Origin of the sequence: Virgibacillus byunsanensis, from assembly GCF_042675965.1 — a bacterium.
In the GTDB taxonomy this organism is placed as follows: Bacteria; Bacillota; Bacilli; order Bacillales; family Amphibacillaceae; genus Virgibacillus_R; species Virgibacillus_R byunsanensis.
On sequence record NZ_JBHTKJ010000021.1, the window covers coordinates 17,389 to 37,907 of the forward strand.

At 33.6% G+C, this 20,519-nt stretch carries 24 protein-coding genes and 2 riboswitches; of the genes, 13 read left to right on the plus strand and 11 right to left on the minus strand.

The window, feature by feature from the left end; all coding sequences use genetic code 11:
• Nucleotides 1-8: 8 nt before the first annotated feature.
• Nucleotides 9-1,124, minus strand: coding sequence for a glycine cleavage system aminomethyltransferase GcvT (gene gcvT, locus ACFQ3N_RS08665; RefSeq protein ID WP_390361467.1), 1,116 nt, complete (start codon nucleotides 1,122-1,124; stop codon nucleotides 9-11).
• 70 nt (nucleotides 1,125-1,194) lie between these two features.
• Nucleotides 1,195-1,301, minus strand: a riboswitch (glycine riboswitch).
• A 3-nt stretch (nucleotides 1,302-1,304) separates the two neighbouring features.
• A riboswitch (glycine riboswitch) is annotated at nucleotides 1,305-1,392 on the minus strand.
• A 159-nt stretch (nucleotides 1,393-1,551) separates the two neighbouring features.
• Between gcvT and ACFQ3N_RS08670 the strand changes: the two genes are divergently transcribed.
• Entirely contained in the window at nucleotides 1,552-3,216 is a 1,665-nt protein-coding gene (locus ACFQ3N_RS08670) for a DEAD/DEAH box helicase (RefSeq protein ID WP_390361469.1), read from the plus strand.
• Nucleotides 3,206-4,006, plus strand: a complete 801-nt coding sequence (locus tag ACFQ3N_RS08675) for a YqhG family protein (RefSeq protein ID WP_390361471.1) — start codon at nucleotides 3,206-3,208, stop codon at nucleotides 4,004-4,006. Before ACFQ3N_RS08670 ends, ACFQ3N_RS08675 begins: the two co-directional genes overlap by 11 nt.
• Nucleotides 4,007-4,036: 30 nt before the next feature.
• Here the strand turns inward: ACFQ3N_RS08675 and ACFQ3N_RS08680 are convergent, their stop codons facing one another.
• Nucleotides 4,037-4,225, minus strand: a complete 189-nt coding sequence (locus ACFQ3N_RS08680; RefSeq protein ID WP_390361472.1) for a YqzE family protein — start codon at nucleotides 4,223-4,225, stop codon at nucleotides 4,037-4,039.
• A gap of 46 nt (nucleotides 4,226-4,271) precedes the next feature.
• Nucleotides 4,272-4,781 (minus strand): shikimate kinase, encoded by a 510-nt coding sequence (locus ACFQ3N_RS08685; RefSeq protein WP_390361474.1) that lies wholly within the window; start codon nucleotides 4,779-4,781, stop codon nucleotides 4,272-4,274.
• A gap of 145 nt (nucleotides 4,782-4,926) precedes the next feature.
• On the opposite strand from ACFQ3N_RS08685, the gene comGA reads away from it, so the two are divergent.
• The 9 genes from comGA to ACFQ3N_RS08730 all read left to right on the plus strand — a co-directional run bounded on the left by comGA (nucleotide 4,927) and on the right by ACFQ3N_RS08730 (nucleotide 9,962).
• A complete protein-coding gene (gene comGA / locus ACFQ3N_RS08690; RefSeq protein WP_390361476.1) occupies nucleotides 4,927-5,943 on the plus strand; it encodes a competence type IV pilus ATPase ComGA in 1,017 nt (338 codons plus the stop codon).
• On the plus strand, nucleotides 5,900-6,949 hold the full coding sequence (locus tag ACFQ3N_RS08695; protein ID WP_390361478.1) for a type II secretion system F family protein: 1,050 nt from the start codon (nucleotides 5,900-5,902) through the stop codon (nucleotides 6,947-6,949). Before comGA ends, ACFQ3N_RS08695 begins: the two co-directional genes overlap by 44 nt.
• Nucleotides 6,950-6,968: 19 nt before the next feature.
• On the plus strand, nucleotides 6,969-7,295 hold the full coding sequence (gene comGC, locus ACFQ3N_RS08700; protein ID WP_390361480.1) for a competence type IV pilus major pilin ComGC: 327 nt from the start codon (nucleotides 6,969-6,971) through the stop codon (nucleotides 7,293-7,295).
• Nucleotides 7,296-7,307: 12 nt separating this feature from the next.
• Entirely contained in the window at nucleotides 7,308-7,730 is a 423-nt protein-coding gene (gene comGD, locus ACFQ3N_RS08705) for a competence type IV pilus minor pilin ComGD (protein WP_390361481.1), read from the plus strand.
• On the plus strand, nucleotides 7,717-8,058 hold the full coding sequence (locus ACFQ3N_RS08710; RefSeq protein ID WP_390361483.1) for a hypothetical protein: 342 nt from the start codon (nucleotides 7,717-7,719) through the stop codon (nucleotides 8,056-8,058). Before comGD ends, ACFQ3N_RS08710 begins: the two co-directional genes overlap by 14 nt.
• Nucleotides 8,006-8,455: a competence type IV pilus minor pilin ComGF gene (locus ACFQ3N_RS08715; RefSeq protein ID WP_390361485.1), complete on the plus strand. Its 450-nt coding sequence runs from the start codon at nucleotides 8,006-8,008 to the stop codon at nucleotides 8,453-8,455. Before ACFQ3N_RS08710 ends, ACFQ3N_RS08715 begins: the two co-directional genes overlap by 53 nt.
• On the plus strand, nucleotides 8,427-8,810 hold the full coding sequence (gene comGG, locus ACFQ3N_RS08720; protein WP_390361487.1) for a competence type IV pilus minor pilin ComGG: 384 nt from the start codon (nucleotides 8,427-8,429) through the stop codon (nucleotides 8,808-8,810). Before ACFQ3N_RS08715 ends, comGG begins: the two co-directional genes overlap by 29 nt.
• 131 nt (nucleotides 8,811-8,941) lie before the next feature.
• A complete protein-coding gene (locus tag ACFQ3N_RS08725; RefSeq protein WP_390361489.1) occupies nucleotides 8,942-9,646 on the plus strand; it encodes a helix-turn-helix transcriptional regulator in 705 nt (234 codons plus the stop codon).
• A 73-nt stretch (nucleotides 9,647-9,719) separates the two neighbouring features.
• A complete protein-coding gene (locus tag ACFQ3N_RS08730) occupies nucleotides 9,720-9,962 on the plus strand; it encodes a DUF2626 domain-containing protein (RefSeq protein WP_390361491.1) in 243 nt (80 codons plus the stop codon).
• A 462-nt stretch (nucleotides 9,963-10,424) separates the two neighbouring features.
• On the opposite strand, the gene ACFQ3N_RS08735 is transcribed toward ACFQ3N_RS08730, so the two are convergent.
• The gene (locus ACFQ3N_RS08735) at nucleotides 10,425-11,051 is read right to left on the minus strand and encodes an MBL fold metallo-hydrolase (RefSeq protein ID WP_390361493.1); all 627 of its coding nucleotides are present in this window, start codon (nucleotides 11,049-11,051) and stop codon (nucleotides 10,425-10,427) included.
• Nucleotides 11,041-11,181 carry a hypothetical protein gene (locus ACFQ3N_RS08740; RefSeq protein WP_390361495.1) on the minus strand — a complete coding sequence of 47 codons (141 nt, stop codon included), beginning with the start codon at nucleotides 11,179-11,181 and terminating at the stop codon, nucleotides 11,041-11,043. The genes ACFQ3N_RS08735 and ACFQ3N_RS08740 overlap by 11 nt, the downstream gene beginning before the upstream one ends.
• Nucleotides 11,182-11,227: 46 nt before the next feature.
• Between ACFQ3N_RS08740 and ACFQ3N_RS08745 the strand changes: the two genes are divergently transcribed.
• Nucleotides 11,228-11,392 carry a DUF2759 family protein gene (locus ACFQ3N_RS08745; RefSeq protein ID WP_390361497.1) on the plus strand — a complete coding sequence of 55 codons (165 nt, stop codon included), beginning with the start codon at nucleotides 11,228-11,230 and terminating at the stop codon, nucleotides 11,390-11,392.
• Between the two features lie 656 nt (nucleotides 11,393-12,048).
• On the opposite strand, the gene ACFQ3N_RS08750 is transcribed toward ACFQ3N_RS08745, so the two are convergent.
• The 4 genes from ACFQ3N_RS08750 to ACFQ3N_RS08765 all read right to left on the minus strand — a co-directional run bounded on the left by ACFQ3N_RS08750 (nucleotide 12,049) and on the right by ACFQ3N_RS08765 (nucleotide 16,886).
• Entirely contained in the window at nucleotides 12,049-13,968 is a 1,920-nt protein-coding gene (locus ACFQ3N_RS08750; RefSeq protein ID WP_390361499.1) for an LTA synthase family protein, read from the minus strand.
• A gap of 184 nt (nucleotides 13,969-14,152) precedes the next feature.
• Nucleotides 14,153-15,124 (minus strand): ROK family glucokinase, encoded by a 972-nt coding sequence (locus ACFQ3N_RS08755; RefSeq protein ID WP_390361501.1) that lies wholly within the window; start codon nucleotides 15,122-15,124, stop codon nucleotides 14,153-14,155.
• Entirely contained in the window at nucleotides 15,124-15,336 is a 213-nt protein-coding gene (locus tag ACFQ3N_RS08760) for a YqgQ family protein (protein WP_390361503.1), read from the minus strand. The genes ACFQ3N_RS08755 and ACFQ3N_RS08760 overlap by 1 nt, the downstream gene beginning before the upstream one ends.
• Nucleotides 15,337-15,428: 92 nt before the next feature.
• Nucleotides 15,429-16,886 (minus strand): spore germination protein, encoded by a 1,458-nt coding sequence (locus tag ACFQ3N_RS08765; protein WP_390361505.1) that lies wholly within the window; start codon nucleotides 16,884-16,886, stop codon nucleotides 15,429-15,431.
• A 136-nt stretch (nucleotides 16,887-17,022) separates the two neighbouring features.
• On the opposite strand from ACFQ3N_RS08765, the gene ACFQ3N_RS08770 reads away from it, so the two are divergent.
• The gene (locus ACFQ3N_RS08770) at nucleotides 17,023-17,883 is read left to right on the plus strand and encodes a hypothetical protein (RefSeq protein WP_390361507.1); all 861 of its coding nucleotides are present in this window, start codon (nucleotides 17,023-17,025) and stop codon (nucleotides 17,881-17,883) included.
• Between the two features lie 39 nt (nucleotides 17,884-17,922).
• Here ACFQ3N_RS08770 and ACFQ3N_RS08775 read toward each other — a convergent pair whose 3' ends face one another.
• Entirely contained in the window at nucleotides 17,923-19,473 is a 1,551-nt protein-coding gene (locus tag ACFQ3N_RS08775; protein ID WP_390361509.1) for a rhomboid family intramembrane serine protease, read from the minus strand.
• Nucleotides 19,474-19,837: 364 nt separating this feature from the next.
• Nucleotides 19,838-20,395, minus strand: a complete 558-nt coding sequence (locus ACFQ3N_RS08780; RefSeq protein ID WP_390361511.1) for a 5-formyltetrahydrofolate cyclo-ligase — start codon at nucleotides 20,393-20,395, stop codon at nucleotides 19,838-19,840.
• Between the last annotated feature and the right edge of the window lie 124 nt (nucleotides 20,396-20,519).

Here is a 20,519-nt window from a genome sequence, read left to right on the forward strand (position 1 = left end):
ATCCCTCCTTATTTTTCACGTTTATAGAATGGTGTTTTTACAACTACAGCTTTTAATTGTTTCTTACGTACTTGCACATATAACTCAGTTCCTTCAACAGCAAATTCAGATTTCACAAGAGCTAAGCCCACATTCTTTTGTAATGTAGGAGACTGTGTGCCTGAAGTCACAAACCCTACTTCCTTATCATCTGCATACACTAAATACTCAGTTCTTGGAATACCCTTGTCAATCATTTCGATCCCTACAAGCTTTTTGTCTGTACCATTTTCAACTTGTTCTTTTAATCTACCTTTGCCTACAAAATCAGAATCTTTATTGACTTTAACAGCAAATTTTAAACCTGCTTCTATTGGTGTGATATCTTTTGTTAGTTCTTGACCATATAGGGGTAAATTTGCTTCAAAGCGTAATGTATCCCTTGCTCCGAGTCCGATTGGTTCTAAGCCTTTATCTTTACCTGCTTGCAAGAGCAAATTCCAAAGGGCTCTTCCATTTTCTGCGTTTATATATATTTCAAATCCATCTTCACCTGTATAACCAGTTCTGGATACAATAGCTGCCGTATTTATCCCTGAAAAATAGACAGATGAGTCAAAACGGAAAAATTTTATATCCGCTAAGTTTTGATCAGTTACGCTTTGCAATATTTCTTCAGCTCGTGGTCCTTGTAATGCCAGTTGTACATAATCTTTCGAAACATTTGTGAGTTGTAATTCAGAAGCGTCATAATTATTTTGTTGAACTAACCAATCAAAATCCTTGTCTGTATTCGCTGCGTTGACGACTAATAAATAATGATCCTCTTCCATCATATAAATAAGGAAATCATCAACCGTTCCCCCATCCTCATAGCACATAAACGAATATTGTGCCCTATTTGGGGTTAATTTGGACACATCATTTGTAACAACATATTGTAGGAATTCTCTACTTTTGGATCCCTTTACAAGAATTTCTCCCATATGGGAAACATCAAATAACCCTGCTTTTGTACGAGTAGTTTCATGTTCATGTTTAATACCAGAAAATTGAACGGGTAAGTCCCATCCACCAAAATCAACCGTCTTAGCCCCAGAGTCTTTATATTCAGGATATATTGGGGTTCGTTTTAACTCACTCATCTCATCCACTCCTTAAAAAAAATACTTTCTAAAAGCATAAAAATAGAGATTCCACTAATACTAGGGAAATCTCTGTCCTTAAACCAGAAAGTTGCACACCTGTTTGGAAATGGATTCATATTCCTAACAAGCGCTTGCTCCTTGGGTGGTCTATCTAAATATAGACACTCTCCAGAGTAGCGTCCTACAAGAGTCTTTTTGCCTGAGAGATTCGTTTTCACTTGCTCCTTCGGCGTTACCTAAAAGTAAGCTCTCCCCTTGTATTCATTCGCTTTTATGAAATTAAAATAATTGGTTATACTATGATGAAATATCTATTTTATTCAGCCTTATTATATCATATAAAACTGCTGAAAGTAACGATTTGTTTTTTTATATGATCAAAAGTTATTAAATTATTAGACTAACACTATAAAGGATGTATCCTATGCAACAAATCAGTTTACATAAAGACACTAACTTCATCGATCAATTTCAAGACACCCTTGATAAAGAAGGACCTTTTTCTTCATGGGAGTTATTTCAGATGAATTACCAGGCAGAATTAACAACAATGGCACCTGCCTTTGACGGATTACATTCGCTTGATTATCTCCCACAAGTCAGCTTCTTACCCCATCAAATTTCATGTGCTGAACAAGTAATTGAAAATATGAACGGTCGTGCCATTTTAGCTGACGAGGTAGGATTAGGAAAGACGATTGAAGCTGGACTAATTCTAAAAGAATACATGATAAGAGGCTTGGTGAAAAAAGCCCTTCTATTAGTACCAGCTTCGTTAATAAACCAATGGGCCAGAGAATTAAATGAAAAATTCTATATACCAGCTATTGCACATCGAAAAAACTATCCTTGGGATCAATATGAAGTCATGATAACTTCATTGGATACTGCGAAACGTGAAGCTCATCGTCAGGATATTTTAAATATAGACTACGATTTTGTATTAATCGATGAAGCGCATAAGCTAAGAAATCATAAAACACAAAATTACAGTTTTGTTCGCCAGTTAAAGAATAAATACTGCTTACTCTTAACAGCTACCCCTGTACAAAATCAATTGACTGACATATTTAATTTAGTTTCCATTTTAAAACCAGGTCATTTAGGGAACTATGAAACTTTTTTAGAGCAATACGGGAGAAATCGTAAAAAAATAAAACATGATGTGTATTTAAAACAATTGATCCAAAAAGTTATGATACGAAATACTAGACAGCATACAGAACTAAATAATACAAAAAGACATATAGATACAATCTGGATTGACTTCACACCAGAGGAACAGGATTTGTATGAACAAATTGACCGTTTAACAGGAGAATTCTCTACATTTTCAAAGATCACTTTATTACGAGAAATATGTTCTTCACGAGAAGCATGCTACTTGTCCCTTCAGAAGATGGTTAGAGAAGACTCAAAGAAAGATTCCTCCATTCAACCTATGCTGGAAAAAATTGAGCAGTTACCAAATCATTCAAAGGCACAGCATGTAGTTGAACTTATTAAGAAAATAGGGAATGAGAAAGTAATTATTTTCACCGAATACAGAGCTTCACAATTTTACCTACAGTGGTACTTGAAACAAAATGATATTACATCTGTACCATTTAGAGGTGGGTTTAAACGCGGGAAAAAAGATTGGATGAGACAATTATTTAAAGATCATGCACAAGTATTAATTGCCACAGAAGCCGGAGGAGAAGGAATAAATCTACAATTTTGCAACCACTTAATTAATTACGACTTGCCATGGAATCCGATGCGTCTTGAACAACGAATTGGACGAATACACAGATATGGACAACACAATGATGTACATATCTATAACATATCCATCCGAAGCACAGTTGAAGAACACATTATGAAACTTTTGTATGAAAAAATAAATTTATTTGAACAGGTCGTCGGTCATTTGGATGACATATTGGCAGAGTTGGAAATAGACGATCTTGAAACAGAATTACACTCTATTTTCTCTGAGTCCACTTCTACAGGCGAAGCAAAGATCAAGTTGGATAACTTAACTTCTGTAATAACACATACGCAGCGTAATAATCAGGTTAGTGGGGAATCTCAATATGGCAATTAAAAATTTAGATGCATTTTTGCACACATATTTCACATCCCATCATTGTAAAGTTAACAATAGTGAAGATGGGGTACTTCATGTAAAGCTGACAGAAGAAATGGATAGAGCTTTAATGAACAGGCCTTTTTACTGGCATTATATAAAGAAGATGGGACAAAACGGAGACCCAATGCATCTAACGCTTATTACAAATCCGAATAAGCGGGACGGCAAAGGTGATTGGGTTCATTTTGGAAGCCCACGACTGCAACAAATCATTAATCATTTGAAGGAAAATGAAAAGTTCACTATGCTATTTCAACAGATTAAAACAGATAAAAATACGGCATTATATCCTTGGTTGGTTATGAATATTAAAATTAGTTATAAAGGAAAACAAAAAAAAGATGAAATCATTTCAATTGGACTACATTTAATTAACGGAATGATGAAGTTGGAAATGATGGATATATTACAGAAGATTCCATTACAAATGACAATATCTGACTACTGTTACACCATATCACCTTTAATAAAAATTAAAAGTGGTTTCATACGAATTGAGTCAGTCATTGAGAATTATATAAATAATCAACCACATGAGTGGGCAGACGCTTCGTTTAAGACGTTAAAAGAAGAAATAGATCTATTAAAACATTTTTATCAAGGTATAACAGAAATAGAAGATCTGGAACAACAAATGGATAATGAGATAGAAAACATGAAAAAACGTTATACCCCGTCCATTTCAATGGAGGTAATTAATGGTGGTATTTTTTATCTGAGTGAAAACATTAATCATCTAGAATAGCAATAGCAGGTCCCATCTTAACGGGGCCTGCTATTCTAACTTCTTTCGATAATATTTTAGAGCAAAGGGCAATACACCAAGCCATCGATTTGACCACACAAGCGAGGAACTACGTTTATTTCGTTTCCTCACTTTCTTTTCCTCAGACGGTAAATCAATGTAGGACACAAATGTCTCCGTTACATACTTTACATAATCATTTCCAGAAATAGTGATCACCTCAATTATAACTTTATATCAATTAGTTTTCTCACATAAAGAAAATCTATTCTTGTTTCATTTGATTTATCAATTCAATGACTTCATCAGCAACAGTGTATGGAGTTTTTTCATCAGTTTCTAACATAAAATCAGCACAACTCAAATAAATCTCATGTCTCTGGTTATATAAAGCATATTTATTTTCCAAGTCATTATTCCATAAAGGCCGATCCTGATCATATTTTAATCGATTCACTATGTCATCAAATGAAGCATGTAAATAGACTAATGTACCATGTTTTTTCATATGGTCTATATTTTCTTTTTTTTCAACGATTCCCCCACCAGTTGATACAACGCAATTGTTATGAACTATCGACTTTAAAATAGCTGTTTCATACTTCCTAAACGACGCTTCTCCTTCTTCTTGGAATATTTTCGTTATTTTCTTTCCTTTCTTCTCTTCAATTAAAGTATCCGTATCCATTTGTTTAATATTTAATTGAAAGCTTAACCTATTTCCAACTGTACTTTTTCCACTTCCCATAAAACCAATTAAATAAATAGTACACATTTATCTTACACACCCTAGTCAGATTTAATTTTACTTTACCTTATTTTGTTTAATAATTAAAGTTTTTAAAAAAACTTAAAAAATAAGAAGGAATCGCTCAGATCTTGTCGAATATATACTTTTACATAAAGGAGGTGAAATTCTATTGAACCCCGCAGCAGTACTTTCAAATAATCTTCTTGAGTCTGCCTTTCAGGCAAATGCTTCTGATATCCATTTCTATCCCTTCGCTGATGAAACCAGTGTATACTTCCGCATTCATGGTAAACGAACACTTCATCGAAAGATTCCAAGTGCAAAGTATCAATTACTATTGACTTATTTTAAGTTTTCATCAGGAATGGATATAGGAGAGATAAGGAAACCGCAAAATGGTATTTTAACTCACCATACTGTCTTAAACCACTATTCACTACGTTTATCTACACTCCCTGTAAATCACTTGGAAAGTCTGGCAATTCGAATACTACCCCAAAATGAAGATTATACATTAGAACAGCTTTTCCTCTTTCCGCATCAACTTTCAACTATAAAATCATGGATAAGCAATCGAGCCGGTATTATTTTATTCACAGGTCCAACTGGTAGTGGTAAGACGACAACACTATACACATTGCTGCAAACTATTTTAAAGGAAAAATCATATCAAACGATCACATTAGAGGATCCTATCGAGAAAAATATGAGCGATATACTTCAAGTTCAAGTTAATGAGAAAGCAGGAATAACGTATCAAACCGGGCTAAAGGCTGCATTAAGGCATGACCCGGATATCATTATGGTAGGTGAAATTCGTGACAGACAAACCGCTCAATTTGCATTTGAAGCATCACTAACTGGTCATTTAGTTTTAAGTACGTTGCATGCTAAAGATACAGTTGGAACTATACAACGACTGATAGAAATGGGATTAAATAAGTCTGATATACAACAATCACTTATTTCAATTGCATCCATTCAACTATTACCGATCGTTATAAACAGAAGTGTTACACGAAGAGCTGCAGTTTTAGAACTATTAGATGGCGTGTTATTACAAAAAATTTTGAACGGAGATCCTCACACATCCGAAAATCCTAGCCATACTTTCCAACATTTAAGAAAGAAGGCATTTGCTTATGGTTTTATTTCTGAGAAGACATTTATTGAATATGAAAAATAGACCACTAAACAAAGAATTACAACTTCGCTTTTTAAAACAATTGTCACGATTATTAAAAAATGGCTACACACTTATTGAAGCCTTAAACATAATCCAGTGGGATAAACAGCTTGTCACAACATCTGAATTAGTAATTTCTTTATTAAAGGACGGACAAACTATTGATCAAGCATTAGAAAAAGCTAACTTTAGCCAATCGGTCATATCGTTTCTCTACTTTGCACGAATGAATGGTAATCTACAAGCTAGTATTGAAAAATGCGTTTATATGTATGAACAACGTTTAGTGTATAGTAAGAAGTTTCAAACCACTGTACGTTATCCATTAATCTTACTTCTAACCTTTTTAATACTTATGTATTTCATAAAGCAACATGTGCTCCCATCCTTTGTTGACCTCTTTCACTCCGGTCCTTCGTCAAATGTTATTTTTTCAATGGCATTTATTGACATTCTTAGTAAGGGTACCGTCATACTTATCACACTACTTACCTTGTCTATATTACTTTGGTCATTACTTCACCACAAACTCAATATTAGGATGCGTATTTCTATATACAATTCTATTCCGTTTTTTCGTACGTACAAACGCATGCAAACTTCCTTCCTTTTTGCGACACACTTCAGTTCATTACTGAAAACAGGTATGCCAATGAAAGAAATTTTAAATATGATCTCGAAACAAAAAAAGTTACCCATTATCTCCTACTATTCTGGATTAATGACAAAGGAATTGTCAAAAGGAAGACATGTAACAGAATTATTAACACAACTGCCATTACTGGATATGCAACTATCCATTATCTTTCAAAAGAACACAGATGCAAGCACACTAGAAAGAGATCTTTTGATATACACCGAATTATTAACAGAGGAGTTACATCGAAAAGTAACAAAGATGATTACACAAATACAGCCCATATTCTTTCTTGTATTAGCAAGCTTTATCATATTTATTTACGTGTCGTTAATGTGGCCTATGTTTCAATTGATTAAAACAATTTAAAAATGAAGGAGAAACCAAAATGATATACAAAAATGAAAAAGGGTTTACATTAATTGAGATGCTAATCGTACTAATGATCATTTCTGTCTTAATCATTCTAATTGTACCTAACTTGAGCACAAAAAGTGAAGAAGTTTACGAAAAGGGCTGTAAAGCTCTAATCGCCGTAGTGCAAGCACAGACAGATGCTTATTTCCTCGAAAATAGTAGCTATCCTGAAACGTTGGATAACTTAGTAAGTAATAACTACATCACAATTGAACAAAAAACTTGTCCTAATGGAGATACTTTAAAAATTGACGGTGGAACAATAGTTGTCGATACAGAAGTTTCTTCTCCCTCCTAATTAGGAAATACCATGAAACATCAAAATGGGTTTACATTACTAGAAGTAATATTCGTTCTTGGCATTTGGTCGATTATTATACTTATAAGTGCTCCACTAAACGTTACCATAGTTGAAAAGCAGGAAGAAAAGCAATTTCTCGAGACTTTTAAATTCGATGTTTTATATATGCAAAACCGTTCCCTTTTAACTAATGGATATATAAAACTTACTTTTTATGAAGAAAGTTACGCTATCCATGAAGATAGAAAAAGACTTATAAAGCGTGACATACCTTCTAACTGGCAGGTTAACAAGTGGAATTTACCATTTTTATCGTTTGATCATGAGGGGACAATTAGACAACCCGGTACATTTAATATAAAAACTAACCTAACTAACTATCTAATTGTTTGTCCGTTAGGTAAAGGACGGTGCTACATTGTTGAACAATAATGGGTTCTCGCTTATTGAATCATTAGTAGCCAATAGCATTATGATGATGATCATCCTAACAATCGTTCCAATTATATCGTTATTAAATAGTGAAAGCGTGGCATTAAGCAATCAACGTGAATTTGTTTTATTTCTGCATGATGAACTACAACCTTATATTCATAACAGTAACGAATCTTTACCAAGTTCATACACTGTGAAACTAAATTCTTCCTTAGTTACATTTAGTTTTTCTAGTGAGAATGAATTTATAAAAGGATGTGCAGAATGGAATAATGTTAAAAATCAAACTAAAAAACACTGTATTTACGGCTATAGTCAAAATTGAAAAAGGCTTTACCATTCTTTCAGTTCTCTTAAGTATCACCGTTTTGTTTATTACACTGCCCTTTGCTGCATATTTAGTTAAAACAGCTAACATTCCAACGAACTATGAAGAGCTTTCCATCCAGCAATTTTTTATTTTTTTACGCGATGAGATGATAATTGCAACTGATATTGTCGTTTATCCAAACACGATTGAATATACGGTAAAGAATGGTTCACAGGTTACAATTGAAAAGTACGATAACATAATACGAAGGCAAGTCATTGGTAAAGGGCATGAAATCTATTTACGGGATGTAAGTGATGTAACATTCACATCACTATCATATGGAATTCATGTTTCAATTACTTCTTTAGAGGGTGAACATAGTGAAAAAGATATTATCTTTTATAAGTAATCAAGAGGGGTTTGTTCTACCCTATGTATTATTCTTTGCCGCATTAGCGCTCTTTGTCGTAATAGCTAGCACTGACAGGTACAGTAATGATGTACAAATTACACACAATCAAATCGAACAAATACGAATTGAAACATTAGTACAAATGGGACGTGCAAAATTATTGGATGAGTTGGCTCATATACCACAAGATAGTCCCATTACTTATTCTTTTCCTGATGGTGTTGTAGAGATATCAATTATAAGTATAAAAGATAATCAATATAACCTGCACCTCAATGTTACCACTTCCTCTGGATCAGTGTACGACACTACAAACACACTAACCCTGATTGAAAATAACTTGGATAATTAAAATAGAAATGCACACATTAGTAAAGAGAAATAACTTAAATATGTACATTTTCTAACAAACCACTAATTTACCCCTTTTCTCTTTCCATTTTTACTATAATAAAAGTAATAAACGTAGTGAGGGGGTTTATAATGGAACAAACACTAAAAGTTACAAGCGTACTAAGTGACCCAACACGTTACAATATTTATCAATATATTGTAAAGGAACATCAATCAGTAAGTGTTTTAGAGATAGCTGACAGGTTTGATATTCATCCGAATGTTGCACGACTTCATTTGTCTAAATTAGAGGATGTACAAATGATTACTTCGTATTCACAAAAAACTGGTAAAGGTGGACGTCCAAGTAGACTGTATAAGTTATCAGACGAAGTTATCGAGTTGAATTTTCCACATCGCGATTACAAATTACTTTCAAATATTGCAATAGAATCATTTGTAGAACTGGGTGAACCAGGTCGACAAGCGTTATATATTACTGGAAAGAAATATGGTACACAGGTCATACAGCGATATAACGAAACTACATCTTCTAAAGAGATTACAGTTGAACAGAAGCTGCATATACTAGAAGATGCAGGAACTATGCTTGGCATGTATCCCGACTTTGAATATGATGCAGATCTAAAAAGTGTTACATTTAAAATTAAAAACTGTCCTTTTAAAGAAATTGCAAATCAGCATAAAAATCAGACAATTATTTGTAACATGCATAACTCTTTTCTAAAAGGCATGTTTGAAGCATTATTTCAAAATGTTGACCTAATCGAGAAAGAAAATATGTTTCAAGGCTGTCAGGACTGCCTTTATGTTGCCAAACTTTCAATTGTTTAATTAGATTTATTTACAATATTTGTTTCGTCGTTTATAATAGCAATGATAAAGTTAAGTAAAGGGAGGGGAAAACATGGATCGAATGTTTCGTGTCCTCGCTTTTTGGACTGGTATATTTACAGTAATGTTTTATATTGGAGACATGCAAAATACTGCACTGCTATTCCTAGTTCAAACAGCATTTTTCCTAACAGTAAGTTATTTAAAACTTTCTGAGCGCATGTATATGTATTTATTTGGAGCTTATTGCACAGTATTTATGGTAGGCTTTACATGGTATTCAGAATTTATATTAGTTCCAGGTTTCGGACACTAAGCAAAAAACCCTGCTTACATATTTTTGATGCAGGGTTTTTTTGTATCTTAGGAAATTATAAAATTAGGAGCCTGTGTATAATTTGTTAACTGCTTAAGCCACGTCCAGCTCCTACGTACAAGACAAGGAAAGCTTCAATGAGAAACATCGCACACAGAAAAAGTGCTTTTCTTTTTCAAGGACGTGGCGAACTTAGCCTGTAAGGGCGCTTCTGGTTTTTGTTCGTAGACAGGAAAGTATAAAACTTTCTTATCTACATACTTGGCGATAAGGCAAGTTTTCTAATATTTCTTTATTATGAAATTTGATAAAAACCAATTTTTTCAATCTTTTGAGGTTTACACTATTGACAGGTTGTTATTATGCATTTATAGTTATAATTGTAGCTTAACTTTTATCCCTAACCAACAAAAGAGCAGAGCACATCCCCCCTAAGATCCTTCTCACGTGAGAAGGATCTTTTTATATTTCTGAAACGAATGGATTATGTAACTTTTCCTCTCCTATTATTGTTTTTGGACCATGACCAGGATAGACAACAAATAGATCATTCAAGCAATACAGTTCATTTTTGATACTGTGCTCTAACTGTGAAAAGTCACCACCTGGCAGATCAGTTCGACCAATACCTCGATGGAACAAAGCATCACCACTAATTACAAATGACTCCTCTTGGAATATAAAACTAACACTTCCTGGGGAATGTCCTGGTGTATTCACAACATCAAAAACAAACGAACCTAGCTTCATCCTACCAAGTTCAAAAAATGCTTCCGCCCGCTTTGTACTAATTTCTTGTTGGATAAATAATGATGACCCATTTAACGTTGGATCTTCTAGCCAATCTGCCTCTTTCTCATGTATATAAACATCAATATTAAAACGTGATCGTAATGTTTCCACACCACCTATATGATCAAAATGTGCGTGTGTTAACAGTATGGCTATAGGTGTAACTCCTTTACTATTTAAAAATGTGACTACTTTATGTCCTTCTCCTCCAGGATCAATCACTAACGCCTCATTGTCTTTATAAACGATGTAACAATTGGTCCCTAAAGGACCTAATGCCATTTGCTCAATGTTCATGGTAATGCCTCCATTCCAAGATAACTAAAATTGCTATACTTCCTTTTTTTAACTCGACAAATTCATCTTTTTCCATTAAAATAAATAAGAAGACTGTATAGATACATAATAATACAAATGTAATTCTCATATCAATAATTTCAAATGAGGAAAAGTACAAGGAGGATGTAACAAACATGGTATTGGCAATTTTACTTCTAGTCGTTACGCTTTTATCTGTAATATCAGTAATTCGTCAACTTAAACTTAAAAATGTTTTTGCATTAGGCTTCTCAGCTGTATCAGCATTAGCATTTGGTTTTTTCTCCATAATGACCATTATTAGCGAACTTACTGGTTAATACAACAAACATACAACAAAGCTAACTAGTTAATAGTTAGCTTTTTGTTTTATTATTTGGTTGTTTTTGAGAGAATCGCTAAATATTGCGACGTAACTTATTCGTGGATTTTCTTTCTCGACATCGAGTGCTATATAACCACTTCGGCAGAACACTTCGCTTTCCGTGGGCACGGCCTCAGCCAGGATACTACTTGAATCCTCTTCTAAGTTCCCTTGCGCCGAGGAAGCATACTTCGAAGCGTTATTAGAAAACTTGGCATTCGGCATGCCTTTACGGCGACACGTGCTGTTCCCACAGGACAAGGAAAACTTCGAAGAGTAGCATCGCACGAAGAAAATAGGTTTATATTTTCGAGGAGTCTACGTATTCTACATACGCTAGTCATGGCTTTCTAATCATTGTTGGGATAAAACATTTGGAATCTTGTTACTTGAACAGAAAGCTGCTCTAAGCTGCGTGGTGGCTCACCAGCCGCCCGCGTATCAAAGCGAAGTGTATTTCCAGAGCGAGTAAAAGCACCAACCATTATCTCAAGTTGTGTCGCATTATATATCAACTATAAAGATGAACAAGCAATAATGCGTGCAAAAACAGCCTATTATTATGATAAAAGCTGATTTAACATATTGTTAAATCAGCTTTTATACTATTTCTTAGTTTTCTGTTTCATTGTCCTCTACAAAATCAACAAAGCGGAATAAATCACTATAAATAATATTGTCAGAGTATCCCAATTCTTTTTCTACTTTTTCTTTCGTAGGAGTACATGGATCATCTCTCTCTGGTTGTACTAAAGCATTATTACTATCTTCCTCGACTGGGTCACCAGATTCACGGTCATAGCAAACCCCACCAGCTGAAACATACTCTTCACTGATAAAATCACCATTTCTCAGTGCGATATATCCTTTACGATCTTTAATAAATAAGTCTTCTCCAAACAACATATTATTATCGGTTTCGATACCTAACATATGCAAGATTGTAGGTTTTATATCAATTTGCCCGGATACTTTTGACATTACCTTCCCTTTATCGTGGCCAGGTATATGAATAAAAAATGGAACACGTTGTAGTTGTGTGAAATCATACGGTGTTATTTCATCTTTATCTAAATATTGAGCCATTGCTTTATTATGGTTTTCACTAATTCCGTTATGATCTCCCATCATTACAATAATTGAATCTTCATATAAACCAGCCTGTTTTAACTTACTAAAGAATTCTTCAAGTGATTCATCCGTATACCTCGCAGTAGGAAAGAAATTGTTTAACGTATTCGAATTTGAATCATATGGATCAATTGATCTGTCTTCTTCGTCAAGTTCAAATGGAAAATGGTGTGTTAATGTTATAAATTTACTATAAAAAGGTTCTTCTTGTGATTGTAAATATTTGATGGATTGTTCAAAGAATGGTTTATCCTTTAGCCCCCATCCAACAGAATTTCCCTCATTTACTTCATAAGCATCTTCACCATAAAAATGATCAAATCCTAAACTATCATACATTTGGTCTCGATTCCAAAAGCTTTTGTTATTTGCATGAAATACGGAGGAAGTATAGCCTTCTTCCTTTATGATTTCAGGCATAGCATGATATTCATTCTGAGCATGTGTAAAGAAAACAGCACCCCTGGATGATGGATAAAGTGAATTTTCCGTTATAAATTCAGAATCCGACGTTTTACCCTGTTGTGTTTGATGATAAAAATTCTCAAAATAGTAGGTACTATCATCTTCTACTAAACTGTTCATAAATGGCGTAACTTCTTTTCCATTAACTTCATTATTAATCAGGAAACTTTGCATGGATTCAACATTAATAAAGATAACATTTTTATCTTCTGCAATACCAAACAACTCAGCGTTTGAATCACTATTAACTTGAGTTTGTGTAAACTCTTCAATTTCAGGTAGATCGTTACCGTCAGCGAACACTCGCTGTGTTTTTACTTTTGAATGTACAGCTATATCATAAACATGATAATTAAATAGACCTATATTTTTCACTAAATATTCACGATCAAATGCTCTGGTGAATAATTGAGGTCGCTCCATTTCAGCAAGTAGAAAGTTACCAGCTAATAACATTAATGACATTGCCAAAGCAAAAACTTTTCCTCTTCTAGGATAACTAACTGCCATGATACTTGGCATTTTTTTACTTAGATACCAGATGATAACTACATCAGCAAAAAACAAGATATCGTAGAATTCAGTTAATGTAAAAATGCTTGAACCTAAATCGCCCATGTTGCTTGCTTGGAATAACTGTGGAATAGTAAGAAAGTCCGTAAATGAGCGATAAAATACCAGGTTAAAATAAACAATGATTGTTCCAGTTAGTATTGTATAACGTAAAAATTTCATTTGTCGAGATTGATTTTTAAACCATACACTTATTGCGAAAATTAAGAATGCAGAAATGAATGGATTGATCATTAAAATAAACTCTTGCATTGGATTGTCGAGCTTAATACTAAACATAAAGCGATATATAATATACGTTTTCAATCCAAATAACAATGCAGCAATTATATATAATGGTATCCTTGATTGTTTAAAAAACATTTATAATACCTCCGTTCTCCTATACTAACACGTACTAAAATCATCTATTACTTTCTATATAAATACCCTTTATAGGGGTAATTAAACTGTGCAATAGAAATTATATATTATATGACGTTTTACATTGTAAAAAAGTTTCATATTGCATTCTAATATTTTAATAGTTTAAATGTGATAGTAGTGTTTAAAATTTAATATTTTGTAATTTTTGCTTAACATAAAAAGCTGCACCAATAATTCCTGCATCGTTACCTAATTGAGCAATTTTAATTTCACATACTTCGTTTACTCTTGGAATCGCATAATTATGAAAGGCTTTTTTTATACCATTCAACAATTGATCCCCCGCTTTAGAAACTCCCCCACCAATAACTACCTTTGAAGGATTAATAATGGCAGCAGTATTTGCAATAACCAGCCCTAAAGTATCAACCGTACGATTAATAACTCCATTGCTATCTTTATCACCGGTAGCTGCTAAATTAAATACATCTTTTGCGGTTATGCTTCCTGCTTCATTAAAACGTTTTGCTAGCATACTTGTTGAATCCCGCTTGATGATATCCATTGCTTGCCGAACAATACCTGTTGCAGAAGCAATTGTTTCTAAACAACCAGTACCCCCACAATTACACGGATAGCCATTTGGATCTACAGCTATATGACCAATTTCACCTGCAGTTCCATTTTCGCCATTTAGTATTCGTCCATTAGCTATTATTCCACCGCCTACACCCGTTCCAAGTGTTACTGCAATGAGATTTTTAGCTTGATTACCTGAACCTTTCCAGTTCTCTCCTAGAACAGCAATGTTTGCGTCATTTCCAGCAAAAACAGGGATGTCTGATAAAGCTTGTAATTGATCTGCTAAATGGAAATTTTTCCATCCAATATTAACCGCTTCATATACAAATCCATTATCGCTATCTATAAACCCTGGTGCGCCAACTCCAATTCCAAGTATTGAATAATTTGTAGTATAGAATGTTTCAACCTGCTCTTGAATTGAATGCCATATGTCTTTAACAATAGTAGATCCACTATTACTTAAATTTGTTGGTATTTCCCATTTACTAAGAATATTCCCGTTTTCATTTATCATTCCTATTTTTATAGATGTACCACCAATGTCTACTCCTATAATCACTTCGCTCATTAGAAATTCGCTCCTTTATTATTCCTAAGTCTAGCTGCTTCTTGTCTAAGGAGTAGAACAGCCTTTTGGTAATCCTGGGTTTGAATAAAATGGAATTGATAAAGTTCCCTTATTTCTGATTCCATCAACTCTAGGTCAGCAAAACGATCTCCAGTATATATAAATGTTCCGAACCTTTTTAATCGTTGCTGTACATCATAAACAGTTTTCATTAAAATCACCAATCTTCATTATATCAAAACCAACAGAATTAAGGAATAGGGAAACGTGTATTACTTTGTCATAAGAATAAGATCCAGATATTTTAGCGATCTGGATCTTGAGGGTTTAAAAAAGTAGGTCTTCTATTTTTCAGTGGTATAGGGGCACGGATAAAAATATCCCGAAAAGCCTTAAAGGAAAACGGAATGAACGGCCAGAAGTAAGGAATTTTAAATGTCTTCATATTGGCTAAGTAAAGTAACCACAACGAGATGCCAACAACATAACCGATTAAACCAAACAATGCCGTAGATAGCAGTAAAAACAGCCGCACTAGACGATTTGCTAAACTTAACTCATAACTTGGTGTTGCATAAGTTCCAATTGCTGCAACCGCTAAATAAAGAACTACTTCATAAGAAAATAATCCGACTTCTATTGCCACCTGCCCAATCAATATCGCTGCAACCAGGCCTAAAGCAGTTGCTAACGGCGTCGGTGTGTGAATGGCTGCCATCCTCAATATGTCAATCCCAATTTCAGCAATAATAAACTGGACGATTAACGGAATCGCTCCAGACTCAGCTGGTCCAATGTATTCTAGACCTGCAGGTAATAAATTCGGATTTGTTGAAAATAAATAATATAATGGTAAAAGAAAAATCGATGCTATAACTGCAAAAAATCGTACCATTCGTAAATAGGCACCAACTAAAGGCTTTTGTCTATACTCTTCAGCATGCTGCAGATGATGCCAATATGTTGCTGGTGTAATCATTACACTTGGTGAACCATCAATGATTATAAGCACATGACCTTCATATAAATGTGCTGCAGCAGTATCTGGTCGCTCCGTATATCGAACACTTGGATATGGATTCCAGTGTCTACCACTAATAAACTCCTCAATTGTTTTTTCAGCCATTGGAAGACCATCTGTATCAATAGTTTGAAGAACTTCTTTTAAATCCTTAACCCGATTTTCATCTGCTATGTCCTCTAGATAGCAGATACAGATATCTGTTTTTGATCTTCTTCCAATTTGCAGGTATTGCATTCGTAATGAACGATCTCTAATTCTTCTTCTCGTTAAAGCGGTATTAAAAACAATGGTTTCTACATACCCATCTCGTGATCCACGAACCACTCTTTCTAAATCCGGTTCATCTGGAGATCGGACTGGGTATGTTCTTGCATCAATCATTAGCACTTTGTCAAGTCCCTCGACTACTAAGGCTGTAGGTCCCCCTAACACAAGGTCAGCAGCTTCATTTAAGTCCGTTACTTGATCTATTTCCACATAAGGTATATATGTCTTTAATAACTTTTCTAAAGCATCTGGTTCTAATTCTTCAGGCTCAATTTTGGCCAAAAATTTCATCAATAGATGTAAAATATCATCCTTCACTAGTCCATCTATTAAAAATAGAGCCATTTTTTTACCAGCATATTCTAAATCCAATTGCACCATATCAAAGCTATCATCTACAGCTAATCGTTCTTTTAAATACCCCACATTTTTTTGATGTGTTGAAAAAATAGGCTGCTTTTTATTTTCCATTATGTCCACCTTAAATCTTTAATATTATAGCATTAGTTTGAACGAAAACCTTCATATTATACGATTATAAAAAGCATAAAAGCTTGTTTTAGAACATACAACATAATAAAGTCATGGTGGACAAAGGATGTTTAAAATGAATAAAAGAACTAACATTTTCATAATTTTAATATCCCTCTTTTTAGTAGGAACTATTTATATTATTATTACTGACTCAAAACCTGCAATCACCTATTTCTCTCATGATGACCAAACATCTTTTGAAGATAATTATACAAATTTAGAATTCGCTTCTGAGAAAGGAAAAAATGCATATGAAATCTCATGGAATAGTGGATCAAAAGTCGATAAAAGTATTTATTTAAGGCAGGACGCCTCGCTTCTGTTTGATAATGGAAGACTTAGAGGTGTAAAAAGTAAATGGGTACAAAACACAGATATTATAAGTTTAAAAGAAAATGTATCCAGTGAAGACAGTAGTTTTTTTCAAGCGATCTCCATTCATCATGGAGAAATTCATTATCCTGATGATGAAATTAAAAGTATTCAACAAATGTCGTATGACGAATTATTTGTAGTTGATTCACCAAATACTGTACTGGAATCCTTTCATGTACCAGATAATGAATTTAAAAAAGAATGGAAGGAGTTATTAGTCAGAACAACAAAACAGCAGTTACTCTATCATTGGCATCAACTCACAGGTTATTTTCAGATTAATTATGAAGATTACCATGCCATCCCTTTTACCAGCTTATACAAATATCATAAAAAGCCCTTGCCTTCTTTCAACCAGGAGCAAACGAATCAAATAATTGGACAACTATGGGAAGGTATTTATAAAAATTATATCGTCCCAGCAGCTAACTCTGAAGAAAATAATTTAAAGAGTTTTGTCCCTATTATTTTAGTAGAAAAGCAAAAAGATCATTTACTTGTTTTATATGAATTGAATGGTACAAAACAAAGGCTAATTCAAAATTTACCTCCATTTTAACAGAAAATTGGATTAGCGTATTACATATGACTTTCTTTATTATTTTGGTTTTTCTCCTATTATTTTTTCATATAATGAACTAAATTCTTCTTTCTTTGAATTTAGTTCATATGCTTTTTCAATAGACTCTTTTGCCTTATTCATTTCCCCGCGACTATGGTATAGACTCGCCAAATTATAATAAGCTTCCGGTATCTCATCGGTTAATTGAATCGTCTCTTCTAAATCTTTAATAGCCAATTCAGGATTGTTCAAGTGGATATTAGCATACGATCTTTGAAACAGTAAGTGTGGTTTAACATCTTTAGGGTCCTCTAATCCTATGGTTGCCCTCTGTACTATTTCTTCATAGTTATTAACTTTTACCAATTCTTCAATCTTGATTAACTGGTAAGATGCACTATTCAAATTGTTTTGTGTACCAAAAACAACTAAGCCTGTAATAATAACTATATACAGAATTACAGCAGCTAATTGGATACTGAGATTTTTCTTTTTTGGTAGATGAAGAATTGCAGATGCCAAAAAACCAGCAAATAATCCACCCAGGTGTGCCCCATTATCAACTTGTGGCACAGCAAAGCCAAAAATAATATTAATACCAATCAATATAAGTAAACCTTTTCCCATTGTTTGAAAAAATATTTTCTTATGAATCAATCCGAAAAATAATAATGCCCCAAAAAGTCCAAATAAAGCTCCTGATGCACCCGCTGAAACATTGACCGTAAAAGCAAAACTTGCTAACCCTCCACCTATTCCTGCTAAAAAATAAATAACTAAAAATCTAATCGATCCATATATTCGTTCCACCGTAATTCCTAAATAATATACGGCTAACATATTCATAAACAAATGTAATAGGCCAATATGTAAAAACATGGAGGTAATAATTCGCCACCATTCATTATTATCAATTATTGCCGGGTTGTATTTAGCACCAAAATTAATCAGGTTTTCAATATCAGTACTTCCACCACTGCTTTCAAGCATAAAAAATACGATTAAATTAATCATTAGTAACATGTATGTGAACCGTGGTTTACCATATGAAAAGATATTTTCTATTTCTTTTCGTTTACCATATAGAGCATTAGTTACATGCGTTTTAAAATTTTGTAAATCGTTTTCTTTTTCTGATTCTACGAGTGTGCCGTCTATTCTAACTTTAGATGTTTCCGTCTCTTCCTGTATCCTGTCTAGTTCTTTATGCTTTGTTTCTTCTGTTATATAATAAACTTTCATTTTAAGGGGGTTTTTTTCATTTAATTGCATTGGCTTTTTCAATATGTCCCAATCATCCACAGGTTCATGGGATGAAATATACATGTTATAGATCTCAACTTGTTTACCGATCAACAAACGTTTCATGGCCTTTGTTTTCTGGAATACCTGAGCGATATCTTTCTTTAAATGATTTTTCCAATCGAAGCCACCATGACATAAACGAATTACGTAAGATGTTTTTTGGTTATATTTCTCTAACCAAATCTCATTGTCATTTTCATTAATATGTAAAACTTCATACTCATCATACTTAACTAGGCTATAAGCTAGCTTATACATTGTATACTGTTCATCTAGGTACATATCTCTTCCTCCCCTGGGTCAATCATACCAAAAGTTCCAACATTTTTCCTAAACAATAATGAAAAAAAGAAGTTGCGTGTAAACAACTTCTTTAATTTCTCAGGATTGATTTGGGCGGGTGGTAAATATATTTGGTAATATCTTACTTCTTATAGTTGGCATATTCATCGTAACAGATATTGCCAGGCGACGTAAGAAACTTATAGCCAACAATGTATTGATGATTCTGTAGCGCCATTTAAAAAGTATGGAAACAGCAGTGATTATCAACGTAATTAGTAATACAACTCTCATATTAACACCCATTTCTATTTGTTTGTGGTGTTATTAGTTATTTTCCATCATGTTAAATTTATGCACGACTCTATCTAAGTATACCTTTTTCGGTTATTAAGTGTTTAACCGCTATATCAAATGGTTCAGTTGGAACCTCTTCCATAAGTTGTTCTGCACTAAATAAAGAAACAGTTTCATTAGGGAAATCTATTAAAAAGCGATCATAATAACCTCCTCCAAACCCAATTCTATACCCATAACTATCAAATAATAAACCAGGTACAATTAACAGATCAATCAACTTTTTGTCTATTTTATTTACCTCATCAGGTTTTGGTTCTAACAAGCCATAATACACCACTTCTAATTGCTCATAAGATTGCAACTTATAAAAAGTAAGTGTCTTTTCTCTTGGATCACACTTTGGAACACAAACGGTTTTCCCTTGTTCCCAGGCTTCTTCAATGATTATTTTTGTATTCCACTCAAACCCTTGTGCCATGGTAATGCCGATTACATCTGATTTCTTCCATATACTTGATTGGAATAAATAGTTGGCAAGCTTTGATTCAATCTTATTTCTTTTTGATTCTGACAGCTGTTTTAGAAATTTAATCGTCGATTTACGTAACTGGTTTTTATCCAAGTATAACTTCCCCTTCTATAATAGGATTAAAGTTTTAGAAAGCTCGACTTATTTCCAAGCTTAATGGTAAAAGACTTAGTTTGCACTTATGTACTAAAAATAAAACTCTTACCAAAAATAATTT